Below are 14,734 nucleotides of genomic sequence, written 5' to 3' on the forward strand. Positions count from 1 at the left end.
GTCGTTTTGGCTTAAGTCAATATAGAGGGAATGTGTAAAATGGGTTTTATCGATAATGGTGTCAGCGGTTTTGTTTTTTCAATAATTGTAACGGTATTTATTTTTAGAAGCGTTATAGTAAGACAAAATACTCACGGTAGCGACTGGGGAAAAGTCTGTTTGATATTGTTAGCTTTTATGTGGGTAGTAGCGATATTAGAAATTGCTAACTCGATGTGGGAAGTAATTAAAGAAAGCCATGATTATTCTTATTTGATAGCTTCAGCAACGATAAATGGTTTTATAATTGGATTAATAATTCATATTGTTCTTTACAATAATCCTAAATATGCAGGGAAGAAATAATTCTCATGAAGTTCTCTAAAGAAATTGAGATTATTGACTCAATACTTGGAGTGCTTGATACTATTACTGCAATGTTATCACAAACCTTTGCAATGACTTTCTAGGAGCTATATCGGAAAGATTATTGCGGGAATGTAAGCGCAAGGAAATATGATAAGCGTGCATACTTAAACTAAGTGGTGACATGATTGGTGACATAAAGTCAAATAAACTTATCGAAATTATAATTAATAAACTGAAAGTAAAGGTTTTTATTTTTCTACTACGTGAGCAGATCCAGAATATCGAATAGTTTTAAACTCTTTCCATAAAGTTAATAATTTATTGTAGAGCCTCACTTTTGTGAGGCTTTTTGTTTCTATTTTACTATCCTGTCATAGCGGACTGGTGAAGTTATATAATTTTTAAGTTTGTTTATGCACATAACAAAAACATACATAAATAAAGTAAAAATTTATACATGTAACCATTATGTGTATAAATAATTTGATTTTCTATACATATAAATATTATATGTATAAACTAACTTGGTTTTTATACATATTCTAATTGGACAATAATGAATACGACAATGGATGAATTGCCATTAGCCAATATTGAACAATGGGAAACGCGAGCTGTACTTAAAAAAACCGCTGTTGCCCATCGATATTTGGCTGAATTAAAAGGCGTAGCCGAATCAATTCCTAATGAAGCCATTTTAATCAATACGCTTACTTTACAAGAAGCTAAACATAGCTCGGAAATTGAAAACATTATCACCACACATGATGAGTTGTTCAAAGCCGAATTATTAACGGAAACGGCTTTAAACCCTGCGACTAAAGAAGTTCAAGACTATGCCATCGCACTAAGGCAAGGCTTTACTTTAGTGCGTGATTCAAAAATCATCAGATTGTCAGACATTTTAGCAATCCAACAAACCTTAGAAAGAAATAAAGCTGGCTTGCGTAAATTACCGGGCACTGAACTAAAGAATGCGCAAACAGCAGAAATAATCTATACACCACCACAACACCCACAAGACATAGAACGTTTGATGGATAACTTAGTGCAATACATTAACGATGATCAAATATGTAGTGCAGACCCATTAGTGAAAATGGCAATTATTCATCACCAGTTTGAAAGCATACACCCGTTTTATGATGGGAATGGTAGAACTGGCCGTATCATAAATATGTTGTATTTGGTGGCGCAAGCGTTATTGGACTTGCCGGTGTTATATTTAAGTCGTTATTTAATTGAAAATAAGGCTGACTACTATCAACATTTGCAGGCGGTGCGAGATACTGGTGAGTGGGAGCCGTGGTTACTCTATATGCTTGAAGGTATCGCTGAAACAGCTAGAGCAACAATAGAAATGATTAAAAGCATCAAAGTACTTATGCGAGATTTTAAAAAGAAAATTCGTAACGAATTGCCTAAAATTTATCGCCAAGAACTATTGAATAATTTGTTTAATCATCCTTATACCAAAATAGAGTTTATGATGAATGACCTTAATGTAACCCGTTTAACCGCTGCTAAATATTTAGATCAGTTAGTGGAAATAGGTTTGTTACACAAAGAAAAAATAGGCCGCAGTAACTACTACATTAACCAACAACTCGTTTATTTGTTGATAGAGCGTAATGAAAGATAATGATGTCAAAATAGAGATTAAGAAATTTTAACTATTACCCTATAGGCATTAAACAAACATTTCTTAAAAAAGTAAATACTGAAAATATTAGATAAGTCGTTTGCAAAGATTATTAGATTCAATTTTTTGCTAGCTGCATAAATATAGAAAAACATATACAGGTATTAAAAATGACAAGTACCGAGCAACGTAAGGCACTACAAAATCAAATCTGGAAAATTGCCAATGATGTACGAGGTTCTGTAGATGGTTGGGACTTTAAACAATATGTACTGGGTACACTCTTCTATCGCTTTTTTAGTGAAAACTTTGTTGAGTACATCACTGGTGGTGATGAAAGCTTAGATTACGGCTTATCTATTCGTTGTGTTCGGATGCACCCATATGAAAGTGACGGTAAAATCTTGCTAGATGTACAGTCAGTAATACCAATTCCTGAAATCGAAGATTATCAAGTTCAGATCCGTGAGAAGCGCCAGAAAGAACGAGCCTCGCGTTCTGGTGGCAGAGACACAAGCCGATATTCAATTTACTTTAATGACGAGCAAGCCCATGCGCATATCCGTAAATCAGATATTGGTTATTACACTGTGCAATTGCTTAACAATAAGGGCTTGATTAATCAGAGCGTTTTTGAGTTCTTGAGATCCGATAACACATGCTCCTTTCCGCTGATAAAATTAGAATCAGAAGTCACGGAAACAAACAAAAAATATAATAAGTATCGTGTCTCTCGTGATCCCGAGTTGGTCTATGATGGCAAAGAGTATTATGTCGCCCGTAACTGGGGTAAAGAAAGTGCCGAAACATTCACTAGTAAAATCACGGATAAATTTCCTGCAATCACATATAAGCTTCATCAAGATTAACTATAGGTAAAAAAGTATGACAGAGATAGTTTCAAATGAGCCAAGAGGACAGCTGTTTATTTACCAAACCGATGATGGTAGAACTCAAATAGAGTGCAGATTAGAAGAAGACAATTTATGGCTTAGTTTAAATCAAATAAGTACCTTATTTGGGAGAGATAAGTCTGTTATCTCTAAGCATTTAAAGAATATATATGACGATGGTGAACTTGTACAAAAGTCAACCGTTGCAAAATATGCAACAGTTCAAATAGAGGGTTCAAGAGAGGTTAATCGGCAATTAGAGTACTTTAACTTAGATGTGGTTTTTGCTGTTGGCTATCGAGTTCGCTCTCCGCAAGGTATTCAATTTAGACAATGGGCAACACAAACCTTACAAGAGTATTTGGTTAAAGGGTTTGTGATGGACGATGAGCGTTTAAAAAATCCAGAATCTAGTGTGTATTTTGATGAACTGCTTAATCGTATACGTGATATACGATCATCTGAAAAAGTATTTTGGCGTAAGATTTGTGATATTTATGCCACGAGTATTGATTATGATGGTAAAGCGCCAACCAGCATGACGTTTTTTGCACAAGTACAGAATAAAATGCATTGGGCTGCCCATGGTCACACAGCCGCGGAAGTTGTTTACCAACGCATAAGTTCAGATAAACCTCATTTAGGGTTAACACATTTTGCTGGCGATGAACCCACGAGAAAAGAAGTTGTAACAGGTAAAAACTATTTATCAGAAGATGAATTAGATACGCTAAACCGATTAGTCACTAGTTATCTTGAATTTGCTGAGTTACAGGCAAAGAGAGGAAAACTAATGAAAATGGCTGATTGGTCAAGTAAGTTAGATGATTTTCTAAAACTAAGTGAATACGATATATTAACTCATGCAGGTAGAATATCAGCTGAACAAGCTAAACTTAAAGCTAAGGAAGAATACGATAAGTATCGACGTGTTATCGATTCAAACCCTAATCAAGTTGATCATGATTTAACTGCAGCAATAAAAAGATTAAATAATAAATAATAAGGTAATATTCTTTTTACTTTTTATATGGTTACTAAAATTGACTTTTGCATAAGGATTATTGTTTAAATTGTTGTTTTTTTAAGATATAAATTTAACAATATATGTGATCAAATCTAAAACATCGAGTAAGCCTAAACTCTTCACTTCATGTTAATAATTTCTTGTAGAGCCATACTTTTGTGGGGTTTTTGTTTTCTGATCTTTAACCCATCCAGTAAATGCCTACTCGAAAGTTCAAAGGAGCTACGTATTACTGCGTTTAACAGAGTATAAAACACATAACAGCTTATAGGTTGTTTTTTGTAAATACAGCTTATAGGTTGTTTTTGGACTGAATGTAGATTACAAAATTACTATCTTAGTGCACATTAAACTTATTCTTGTTTAGTTTAAAAAATATAATGATATTACTCAAAATAAAATGCTTAAAAGTCTGGCATTAACCAGAAAAGCTATCAAACTACTTAAAGACCTTTCAGTTTTTCAATTAAACCCTGCTCAAAAATAGGCCTTAACATGAATAAACAAGCATATTTAGATTACTGTTATGAACAGTTACTTAGGATTTTCCAGCGGGCGAAAAACCATCAAAAAGATGATAAATGTAAGTATAGAACTGAAGGTTTTATTCATGCAGGTAAAAGTCTTGGAATAATATCTCAGGATGAAGCGGTTGAAATTATGGAAAAAGCTCACTTTGAGGTGTTTAATGAAAGCATCAGTTCTCGTAAAAAGAGAAAAGCTAATCTTAAAGAGGCTATCATAAGAGGTGATGACAGTTATATTAATATCCCTGCTTATGAACGCTCAAAAAATTAATCAATATCAATCTGTTATTGATTAATTAACGTTAATACTTCTTCTCCGTATGAAGAAAAAAGCCACATTAAAACTCCTACGTTAATAAATGCTGTTAACCAGAATATATGTCTAAACTCTCGCTTGGATGATTTATGTCTGAGAAACTGTTGAGCTAAAGCCGCACCTGGCCAACCGCCGGCTAACGAAAATAGATGTAAGGTACTTTCTTGTGTTCTCCAAGCTCCTCGTTGGGCCTTTGATTTATCATTGGCATACGCGATAAACGTGATCATACTTAACCCTATGTAAATGTAGAATAATTTTTCAGGGAAATTACCAAACACAAAAGCGGTTGCTATTGAAATTAAAAAAGTAATAGATAAATAGATTGAAAATTTACTGGTTTTTTTTGCTGCTTTTTTCTTTAATTTTTCACCGGCAAAGGTAGCATCACAGGCACAATATCGGCCATCTTTGTCTTTGGTGATCGAGAACGTAATTATATCGTGCATTTGCGGCGTTCTATTCTTATTTGCTAATGCCGTTTTGTGAATGAAAACCTGATCACCACCGCCATTTGGCTCGATAAAGCCGAAAGCTTTTTCAGCATTCCAGTTAATTATTTTTCCCTTGAGTCTCACGGTAACATCCTTAATTTTACCCCTGTCGCATTTAATATTACTCTTAACGCTCTGATGTTTCAAAACTATGATACAAAGCAATGATACAAAGCAATAGGTCATGGTATAGAGAATGTTTTAACGATAAACATTATATTTTTCAGTTACATTATTGTCTGTAAACCAATGTTTTACAGTGAAATCACGAAGTGGTAACTTAATGGTTAGCTATTGAAGTTTTTGCTTCATATTCAAGAGATAAAGATAAATGGAATTAATACAAGACGCTTTTGTGGCCCTTTTCTTTGCCGGTTTACCTGTTTATGCGTTTAGCTTTTTGATGGTGTATTTTTCGTATCAAAAAGGCTATTTATCGACAAGCATTGCTTTTAAAAACGCCTTTGATAAAAACGATGAAAACCCCTCGCAGCTGTCGAAAAAGAATAAGAAAAACCTGCCATTTTTTCATTCTAAATGGGTGACTTTTGGTGGCGGTTTTTATGGCTTAATAGCCGTGCTCACTTTTTTAATTATAGAGCTATTACAAATTGTGAACTTTTGGTTAGGAGTTACCCGCTGGCAAGACGTGACTGATTTATTCAGTATTGGTGCATTTATCGGGATGATTGTTGACTCATTCATGAATATGATCACGGCGGCGATTTGGTTTACATATTGGCCTAATAAATTACCGGCTTCTCATTTTCTTCTCTGGATTCTTATTGGTTATGGCTGTTATAGATTAGGCGCCCATTCAGCGAAATATTTTTATATTCATAAACGTTTTTTCCCGCTAAAAAATACTGACACTCATAAAATGTAAGCATAATTTATTACTAAAAATAGCTGTACATTGCATTATTAGTTGTTATTATCCCGCTCGAACCAAGGGGTGCATAAAAATTTATTGTTTTTATGCTGAGATGATTAACCCTTACTACCTGATACGGATAATGCCGACGTAGGGATGGTTAACTTATTATTGATCGCTCGATCTTTGATAATTTGCTCTCTATTGTATTATTCGATTAATAATATGAGAGCCACATGAATTTAGCTAAATCTTCACTCGCCATTCTAACGTCTTTTAGTTTTTTATCTGCTAATGCCTATTCTTCTGTGGAAGAGGAAGTCATTGAAAGCATTACGGTTACTTCAAACTTTAAACAACAATCTCTTGCTCAAGCGCCTACCAGTATTGCTGTTGTTACGTCAGAACAAATATTAGCGCAAGGTGATCAACATTTTGAAAATGTCCTAGCAAGTCTTGCTAACGTTAATTTTTCAGGGGAGTCTTCTCGTCCTAAATTTTTGCAAATTCGTGGCGTAGGTGAGCGCTCTCAATACAGCGGTGCACCTAATTCTTCAGTTGGCTTTATCGTTGATGATATCGACTTATCTGGCTTAGGTATGGCAGCTAGTATGTATGATGTTCACCAAGTGGAGGTTTTACGTGGTCCACAAGGTACTCGTTTTGGTGCCAATGCCTTGGCTGGTATGGTGTATATTCAATCTAATGCTCCTACCGATGTTGCCGAACATGGCATTAAAACGTCGTTTGGTAACGATGATTTAATCAATGTAGCCGGTTTTAGCTCAGGTGCTTTAAGCAAAAATTTAAATTACCGCGTAAGTATTGAACAGCATCAACAAAATGGTTTTAGAGACAATTTGTTTTTAGGTAAAGACGACACTAATGGCATTGATGAATTAAGTGGTAAGTTGAAACTTGTTTATCAAGCGAGCGACGAATTAGCCGTTGATTTTACGTTACTATTTGCGGATATGGATAATGGTTACGACGTATGGACACTAGACAATAATGGTTTTGATACGTTAACTGATCACCCCGGTATTGATAAACAAAAGTCGTCTGGTAGTTCGTTAAAATTCTCTTATTCTGGTTTTACTAGCGCGGAATTAACTGCTATTTCAAGTTTTACAACCACAGATCATCATAATGCTTTTGATGGCGATTGGGCGAATGCTGAATATTGGGCGAGCAAAAGCTGCACCGATTATTATGATGAAAATGGCAATGGTGATGACAGCGACCAAATTCCGTGTGTTTATGAATATTTATGGGATAAAGAAGCTGACAGAGACGTTTGGTCACAAGAAATTCGCTTTAATAATAAGCAAAACCATAAAATATTTAATCAGACCACAGATTGGTTAGCTGGTGTTTATATCAGTAAGTTAGACGAAGAGAATGATCTGGAGTCTTATTACAATGGTTGGGAAGATGAAATTTTACTGTCGCATTATCAAGCGAAAAATTTGGCCATATTTGCCCAACTAGACAGCACCTTGCCTGAAGATTATCAGTTGTCAGTAGGTTTACGTGTTGAAAATAGAGACAGTGATTATGTCGATAGCGAACAAGACAGTTTCTCGCCAAGTGAAACCATGTGGGGCGGTCATATTGCTCTGAGCAAAGCGCTGAATAAAGACCATAATGCCTATGTACGTATTGCTAAAGGCTACAAGGCTGGCGGTTTTAATATGGGCTTACCGGCTGAGTTAAGCCAATTTAAAGAGTTTGATACCGAAACCTTGCTCAACTATGAATTTGGTATAGATTCATCTTATTTGAATAATGCTTTTCATTCTCGCGTGGCTTTTTTCTACATGGACAGAAAAGACCAGCAAGTGAATGCCTCGCAACAAGACCCGAACAATCCACAACGTTTTACTATTTATACGGCTAATGCAACTAGCTCGACAAGTTATGGAGCTGAGCTTGATTTAGCTTGGCAAGTAACGGCTAACTTAAATGTATATGCCACATTGGGTTATTTAGATGCCCGTTATGATAACTATGCTTATTTTGATAAGTATGGGGCGAGCATTGATATTTCTGACCGAACCTTAGCTCATGCGCCTAAAAATACCTATAGCTTAGGAGGCAGTTATACCAGTGATAATGGATTGTTTGTTAATATGTCAACGTCTGGAAAAAGCAGTTTTTATTTCTCAGACAGCCACTCAGAAAAATCGTCAAGCAATCAATTGGTTAATGCCCGTGTTGGTTATGAAACTCACACGTGGTCTGTGTATTTATGGGCTCGTAACTTAACCGATGAAAAAGTGGCAACTCGAGGATTTTACTTTGGTAACGAACCTGATATTGACTGGGCAGCAAAAAAGTTTGAACGTTTTGCTGCACCGCGACAAGTTGGTGTTACATTAGACTATCAATTTTAGTTTCAATGCGATGCGTAATGAAGCGCATCGGCTTACATAGTTTATTAAAGGTGAAGAAATGGAAATATCTATTGAGATCAGTTTATACCCATTAGCAGAAGAAAAGTTCAAAACAGAGATTTGGGCGTTCATTAAGCGATTAAGAAATGTCGATGGTTTAGAAGTGGTTACTAATGGGATGAGTACTCAAGTATTTGGTGACTATGACCTGGCTGTTGAAAAAGTCATGACAGAAATTAAGCACGTTCATCAAACGTTAAACGCTGCTGTTTTTATCTGTAAATTTATTGGTGGCAACCGCAGTGTTGTTGAAGCTGAAAGCTAAGGTTGCATGAAATGACTGAAACAATTGCCTATTTTACTCAATTACCTTTTTGGGAATTAATTGCCGTTGCTTCAGCATTAGCCTATGTCGTGCTAGCCGCCAAAGAAAATATTTGGTGCTGGCCTGCTGCTTTAATAAGTACCGTTATTTATACCGTTATTTTTTATGACGTGTATTTATGGATGGAAAGCCTGTTACAAGTGTATTATTTTGCCATGGCAATTTATGGTTGGTATTGCTGGTATTACATTAATAACCGACGACAAAAAACCTTACATATTCAATCTTGGTCAATAAGCCTTCATGTCAAAGCGATTGCACTGTTAAGTATCATTTCGATTGGTGTTGGCTGGTTAATGGCAACTTTTACACCCACGCACTTTCCGTATCTTGACTCAGCAACCACGGTTTTCTCAGTATTTACCACCTACTTAGTGGCGAAAAAAGTATTAGAAAATTGGCTGTATTGGATTGTAATTAATGCAGTTTCTGTTTACCTTTATCTTGAAAAAGATTTAGAGCCAACCGCAGCACTTTTAGTGTTATATTTCTTTATGGCTATATATGGTTATATGCAATGGCGAGCAAAATTTAAACAACGTAAACGCAATGAGGTTTTAACTGAAACATCAACGGCACAACCATAATGAAAACCCTGGTGAACAAGATAACAATATAACGAAAATTAAAGCACTTACCTGCTTTGATGGCTATATCTGTGCAATTGAAAGAGTGTTACTTGGGTTAAGCCATCATTGTTTTATCGTTACCGCTGTCAATCTTGATAGTCAAAAATCGGCGAAGTATTTTGTTAAATCTTTATCATTACATGCCTCTACAGAGCAAAACGAACGTTTAGTTGCTCAGTCTGCCGCCATATCAAACCTTTCGCCACAGGTTATTTATCATTGCAAAGAATGGTTAGTAACTGAATATATTGAGGGTTATTCGTTATTTGAAAATCAATACACTATCGCCGAGAAAATAGCGGTAGCAATGAAATTATTACAAGATTTTCATCAGTTAGCGCCCATTGAGCAAGTTTCTTCACTTTCGTTACAGTCTCTCATTGAAGCGCAAATTAACGCCAATGTATTTTCAGATCAGCAAAAGTCCTTTTTGTTTCAGTTAAATCAAGATATTAATGACTTTACACAGGTAACAGAGCCGGTAGTTTGCCATGGTGATTTAAACTTCACGAATATCCTCATTGATAAACAATCGAAGGCTTGGTTAGTAGATTATGAATGCACATCCATTGGCAGTGCAGAATACGATGTTGCGATGTTCATCGCGATTAATAATTTATCTAATTGCGACTTTTCCTATATTTTTGATTGTTATCAAGGTCAGAGTAAAAAGCCGTTAAATCATGCTTTAGTACACGCTTATTTAGCCTGTTGTTATTTAATAAATGGCTTATGGTATCAAGAGCATTCTCATAACATTATTGATAATGACCAGTATATCGATCTTGCTTATCAACAATATAGCCAATTTGATCGACTAAAATTAAGCGATATAAAACTGGTTGAACAACTCCTTTAACGGGTAAAAAAAGAAGATGGTTTAACATAAAACGCCCACTTTACTGTGGGCGTTTTGTGTTAATAACTAACCATTTTGCTGATTAAATGCTGTTACTTAAGCGGTATCTGCAGAAAGTTCAGCATCAAATTGATGTGCTGTTGCTTTACCCATTTGCAATAAGCTAGGTAAGAAAATTAAGGTAAATACGGTACTTACGCTCATTCCACCGACAATAACCGCAGCAATACCTCGGTATAATTCTGCGCCTGCTCCAGGAATTAATAATAAAGGAAGCATTCCGCAGATACTGGTTAGCGTACTCATTAGTATTGGTCTAAGTCGTAAGCGTACTGCTTGCTCTACGGCATCATGTCTTGATAAACCATCGTTCTCGCCAAGGCGTGTTTGATAAACAAGTAATATGGCATTATTTACCACAAGTCCGAGCAAAATAATAAACCCTATCATGGTTAATAAATCGAGCGGTTGGAAAATAATAATGTTGGTTACTTGTAACATCGCAATGCCACCTACAGTTGCTAAGGGGATCGTTAATACTACGAGTAAACTGTCTTTAAACGAGCGAAATAGCGCTGACATGAGTAAATACAAAATGGCTAAAGCTAGTAAGAAGCTTTGACTCATATTTTGTAAGGCTTCGGTTAATGCTTCAGCAGAGCCGCGATAATTAATCGCACCTGTTTCAGGCAGTTGCTCTAAAATAGCTGGTTCTGCTTTTTCTTTGATTGCGTTAATAGCGTCTTCTAGGCTGATATTTTCTGGTGGTGTTACTTGTAAAGTAATGGTTCTTTTTCTATCTACACGTCTAATAGAGCTAGGTCCTGCGGTTCTAACCACATCAACTAATTCGCCAACGGGTTGTACGCCAGCTTTAGGTGTAAATAATGGAATTGCTGCTAATTCTTCAGGAGATTCCCAATCCGTTGAACGTAAAATTACATTTAAGCGCTTTTGACCATTGAAAAAATCCCCCACATAAAGCCCTGTTCCCAAAGCTCGTGATATTGAAGATACTTGTTGTCTCGACCAACCCGACTCAGCAATACTGCGTTCATCAGGTACCATGCGTAATTCTGGCTCAGCAAGAGAAAGCCCAGGTGTCGGCCTAATTTGTGCACCAGGTAATGCTTGGCTTACCGCGCCAAAACCTACTTGTGCGGCTGTAAGTAATTGGTCAACTTCATTGCCTTGAATGTCTATGTCGATACGTCGGCCACCGCCAAGGTTGCCAAACAACTCTTCTTGTGAGGCAAAGGCGATCGTATCAGGAAACCCTGCTAATACTTCACTATTTATAATATTGACAATGTCTTTGATGTGGTCTGAGTTTTCGGCTCGTCCACCCATAAAACCAAAATTACCAAAAAAGCCTAACCATGAATGTTCAATTTTAGGTTCTTTTTCTCCGGTTAAATAAGGCATCAATCGTTGATTAATTTCATCGCTCATTTCTACTCTTGCTGCTAAGTAACTTTGCCCCGGAGGTGGTAATAAAAAGGCGTTAAATGAATTTTGATTCCCTTTTGGAAGATAATCGATTTTAGGAAACATTAAATAACTGCCTAAAAACGAAAAGATCATTAAACCAAATACCCAAGCTGCGCGCTTTTTAGGGGTTGAAGTAATACGCATAATGCCGTTGGTGATATTCGTCCACCAATGATTGTGAGGATCTTCTGACGATACTTCACTTAATAATCGACGTGCTGCCGTAGGTAATACCGTTACCGCTATTAAAAGCGAAGCGACAATAGCAACCGCAATCGTTATGGCTAAATCAGCGAAAAGTTGCCCCGATACTTCCTCCAAAAAGGCAATCGGTAAGAAAATAGCAACAGTAGTGGCCGTTGATGACAACAAGGCACCCCAGACTTGAGTTGTACCTTTTAACGATGCTTCATTGGGCTTAGCGCCATTTTCACGAAGACGAACGATATTTTCTAAAACGACAATGGCGGCATCAAGCACCATACCTACGGCAAAAGCTAAGCCAGCCATTGAAATAATGTTCAATGTTCTGCCTGTGCTATGCATAATCACTAACGTGACGACCAGTGAAATTGGAATAGATAAGGCGACGATCAACGTGGCTTTAAATTTACGTAAAAACCACCACAAGACAATGATGGCCAAAATAATACCGAGAATTAAGTTGTTTTTAACAAGGCTCATTGAGCGACCAATGTAGATTGTTTCATCATACATTTGAATGATTTCTAATTGGGAGCGCTTGAGTGGGCCTTCGTTAAGCTCTTTAATTGCGGTTTTTAGGCCGTCCATTACTTGAATAACGTTGACGCCTTGCTCAGCTTGTACATTCATCGCAATGGCAGGTGAACCATCAAGCGTTAATACGCCTGTTCTGTCTGACAAGGCAAGGTCAACATTGGCGACATCTTTTAATAAAATAGGTTGCCCATTTCGCCAATCTAGCACCATATTTTGTAGCTGCTCGACGCCATATTTTCCTGAAAAACGTAAAGTATATTTTCGACGGCCAATTTCGTTAAAGCCACCGGAAGCATCGGTATTATTCGTTAATGTGCTGGCAATAGCAGGAATATTAAGGCCAAGCGTCGCAGCTTTATAGGGATCAAAAGTAATACGCAATTCTGTTGCTAATCCGCCAAAAGCATTTGTTTGTGAAACACCTTCAACGCGTTCTAGGCGGGTTTGTACCACTTCTTCTGTGTAATCTTGATAACTTGCGATATCGTTGGTGTTGCCTTCGGTTGGTTTTAAGGCTAACCAAGCAATGGCTTCAAAATTACTGGCACCACCTACGGCAATTACCGGCTCTGTTGCATCAGGCGGATAATTAGGAACTTGATTTAATGCATTCATTACATCAATTAATGCCCGTTGTAAGTTCACACCGGTTTTGTATCTTAAGGTAATGCTACCGCTACCTTGATTTGAGGTTGATTCTAGCAATTCAAGGTTTTGTAATCCTTTAAGTACATCTTCTTGACGTTCAATAATTTCTGCTTCTATTTCTTCAGGTGCAGCAGCGCGCCAACTTGTTGAAATAACAATTTGTGGCTTACTGATATCGGGCGTTAATTGAATAGGTAACTTAAATAGACTAATGGCGCCAAATAAGGTGATCAATAATACCGCGACGATCACCGCGGTTGGGTTTTTAAGTGAGGCTGAGGTGAGAGTCATTACTTAGTTCCCATGGCCGATTTTCCAGAGATCAGCTTATCGTTATTGGTTTTAATATTAACAGTTTGTCCTGCTCTTAAACGTTCTGCCCCTCGAATCACAACTTGATCGCCGGCTTGAATATCACCAATCACTTCAATGAGATCACCTTCGCTAATACCTACGGTCACATTCACTTGTTTGGCTTTGTTTTCAGTATCAATGATAAAAATACTCATGGTATCGCGTCGTAACACTAAGGCATCGCGATGTGTTGCTAGTACTTGTTTGCTATTTCCTGTTGCAACTGCCGCTTTTATATCTAAGCCAATTGGCCAGTCAAAAGGTGACATATCAAGGCGTACTTCCATTAAATGCGAACGAGAGTCAGCAACAGGAATAATGGCTTTGATATCTGCTCTTCCTTCGCCCAGTGGTGATTTAATGGCAAGTTGTTTACTTTCTTTTAAAAAACGATAGGCAGTTAATGGCGCAAATAAAGATGCTTCAACATTGGCGGTTTCTACTAAACGAATAATCGCATTGCCGTTGTTTACATATTCGCCTTGGTTACTTAAACGTTCAGCAACAATGCCATCAAAAGGTGCTTTTAGCTTTGTGTAAGTAATATCTTGTGCAATTTGTTCAAGTTTAGCCTTTGCCGCTGCTGCATTAGCTTTTGCAATATTTAGATTTGAAATGGCTTCTTCTAATTCTTTTTCAGAAATCAGCTTTTTTTCTACTAAGGTTTTTTTTCTTGTTACTTCTGCAGCTTCAAACGTTAGTTTTGCTTGGGCATTGGCAACCAGGGCATCGGCTTCATCGTATTTTAATTTAAGCGTTCGGTCATCAAGCTCGGCAATGACTTGGTTTTTTTTTACTTTACTACCAAGGCTAGCTAAGCTAATTAATCGACCTGAAACATCGGCGGCAATTTGTGAATTATTACGACTGACGACACTTCCTGATACCCAAGCGACGGGAGACAAAGTCGTGTTTTGAATACTTGTTACATTAACATTGGCCGGTGGTCCTTGCTGGGCATTAGCAGCAAAAGCGATAAAACTGATCAGAGAAAATGTTCTAATGAATGCGCTGAAATGAAGAGGTTTCATATTATCTAAAATACCTTGTAAAATTTAACATAGCTAAGTGTATGCTAACTTTGTGAAAATTCCTGTTTAACTTAACGGA

12 protein-coding genes, 1 pseudogene and 1 riboswitch are annotated in these 14,734 nt (G+C 36.9%); of the genes and pseudogenes, 10 read left to right on the forward strand and 3 right to left on the reverse strand.

The window, feature by feature from the left end; genetic code table 11:
* Positions 1-39: 39 nt before the first annotated feature.
* The 5 genes and pseudogenes from Q4493_RS06645 (at position 40) to Q4493_RS06665 (ending at position 4,708) form a co-directional block, all read left to right on the forward strand.
* Positions 40-345, forward strand: a complete 306-nt coding sequence (locus Q4493_RS06645; protein WP_303450577.1) for a hypothetical protein — start codon at positions 40-42, stop codon at positions 343-345.
* Positions 346-904: 559 nt separating this feature from the next.
* Positions 905-1,990, forward strand: a complete 1,086-nt coding sequence (locus Q4493_RS06650; RefSeq protein ID WP_303450580.1) for a Fic family protein — start codon at positions 905-907, stop codon at positions 1,988-1,990.
* Positions 1,991-2,160: 170 nt separating this feature from the next.
* Positions 2,161-2,340 (forward strand): annotated as a pseudogene (locus Q4493_RS17745) (type I restriction-modification system subunit M N-terminal domain-containing protein); the annotation flags it as partial.
* A 535-nt stretch (positions 2,341-2,875) separates the two neighbouring features.
* Positions 2,876-3,886: a virulence RhuM family protein gene (locus Q4493_RS06660; protein ID WP_303450586.1), complete on the forward strand. Its 1,011-nt coding sequence runs from the start codon at positions 2,876-2,878 to the stop codon at positions 3,884-3,886.
* Positions 3,887-4,405: 519 nt separating this feature from the next.
* Entirely contained in the window at positions 4,406-4,708 is a 303-nt protein-coding gene (locus Q4493_RS06665) for a hypothetical protein (protein WP_303450588.1), read from the forward strand.
* A gap of 14 nt (positions 4,709-4,722) precedes the next feature.
* Here Q4493_RS06665 and Q4493_RS06670 read toward each other — a convergent pair whose 3' ends face one another.
* Positions 4,723-5,331 carry a cold shock and DUF1294 domain-containing protein gene (locus tag Q4493_RS06670; RefSeq protein WP_303450591.1) on the reverse strand — a complete coding sequence of 203 codons (609 nt, stop codon included), beginning with the start codon at positions 5,329-5,331 and terminating at the stop codon, positions 4,723-4,725.
* Positions 5,332-5,578: 247 nt separating this feature from the next.
* On the opposite strand from Q4493_RS06670, the gene Q4493_RS06675 reads away from it, so the two are divergent.
* The 5 genes from Q4493_RS06675 (at position 5,579) to Q4493_RS06695 (ending at position 10,390) form a co-directional block, all read left to right on the forward strand.
* Entirely contained in the window at positions 5,579-6,133 is a 555-nt protein-coding gene (locus Q4493_RS06675) for a hypothetical protein (protein ID WP_303450594.1), read from the forward strand.
* 55 nt (positions 6,134-6,188) lie between these two features.
* Positions 6,189-6,295: riboswitch (TPP riboswitch) on the forward strand.
* Between the two features lie 62 nt (positions 6,296-6,357).
* Entirely contained in the window at positions 6,358-8,517 is a 2,160-nt protein-coding gene (locus Q4493_RS06680) for a TonB-dependent receptor (protein ID WP_303450597.1), read from the forward strand.
* Positions 8,518-8,575: 58 nt separating this feature from the next.
* Positions 8,576-8,842 (forward strand): hypothetical protein, encoded by a 267-nt coding sequence (locus tag Q4493_RS06685; RefSeq protein WP_303450600.1) that lies wholly within the window; start codon positions 8,576-8,578, stop codon positions 8,840-8,842.
* An 11-nt stretch (positions 8,843-8,853) separates the two neighbouring features.
* Positions 8,854-9,489 carry a nicotinamide riboside transporter PnuC gene (pnuC, locus tag Q4493_RS06690; RefSeq protein WP_303450602.1) on the forward strand — a complete coding sequence of 212 codons (636 nt, stop codon included), beginning with the start codon at positions 8,854-8,856 and terminating at the stop codon, positions 9,487-9,489.
* A gap of 85 nt (positions 9,490-9,574) precedes the next feature.
* A complete protein-coding gene (locus tag Q4493_RS06695; protein WP_303450605.1) occupies positions 9,575-10,390 on the forward strand; it encodes a phosphotransferase in 816 nt (271 codons plus the stop codon).
* A gap of 96 nt (positions 10,391-10,486) precedes the next feature.
* Here the strand turns inward: Q4493_RS06695 and Q4493_RS06700 are convergent, their stop codons facing one another.
* Together Q4493_RS06700 and Q4493_RS06705 are read right to left on the reverse strand one after the other, a co-directional pair.
* Positions 10,487-13,561 carry an efflux RND transporter permease subunit gene (locus Q4493_RS06700; protein WP_303450607.1) on the reverse strand — a complete coding sequence of 1,025 codons (3,075 nt, stop codon included), beginning with the start codon at positions 13,559-13,561 and terminating at the stop codon, positions 10,487-10,489.
* Entirely contained in the window at positions 13,561-14,655 is a 1,095-nt protein-coding gene (locus tag Q4493_RS06705) for an efflux RND transporter periplasmic adaptor subunit (RefSeq protein WP_303450609.1), read from the reverse strand. Before Q4493_RS06705 ends, Q4493_RS06700 begins: the two co-directional genes overlap by 1 nt.
* Positions 14,656-14,734: the final 79 nt, after the last annotated feature.

Origin of the sequence: Colwellia sp. 1_MG-2023 (assembly GCF_030546755.1) — a bacterium.
GTDB lineage: Bacteria > Pseudomonadota > Gammaproteobacteria > Enterobacterales > Alteromonadaceae > Thalassotalea_H.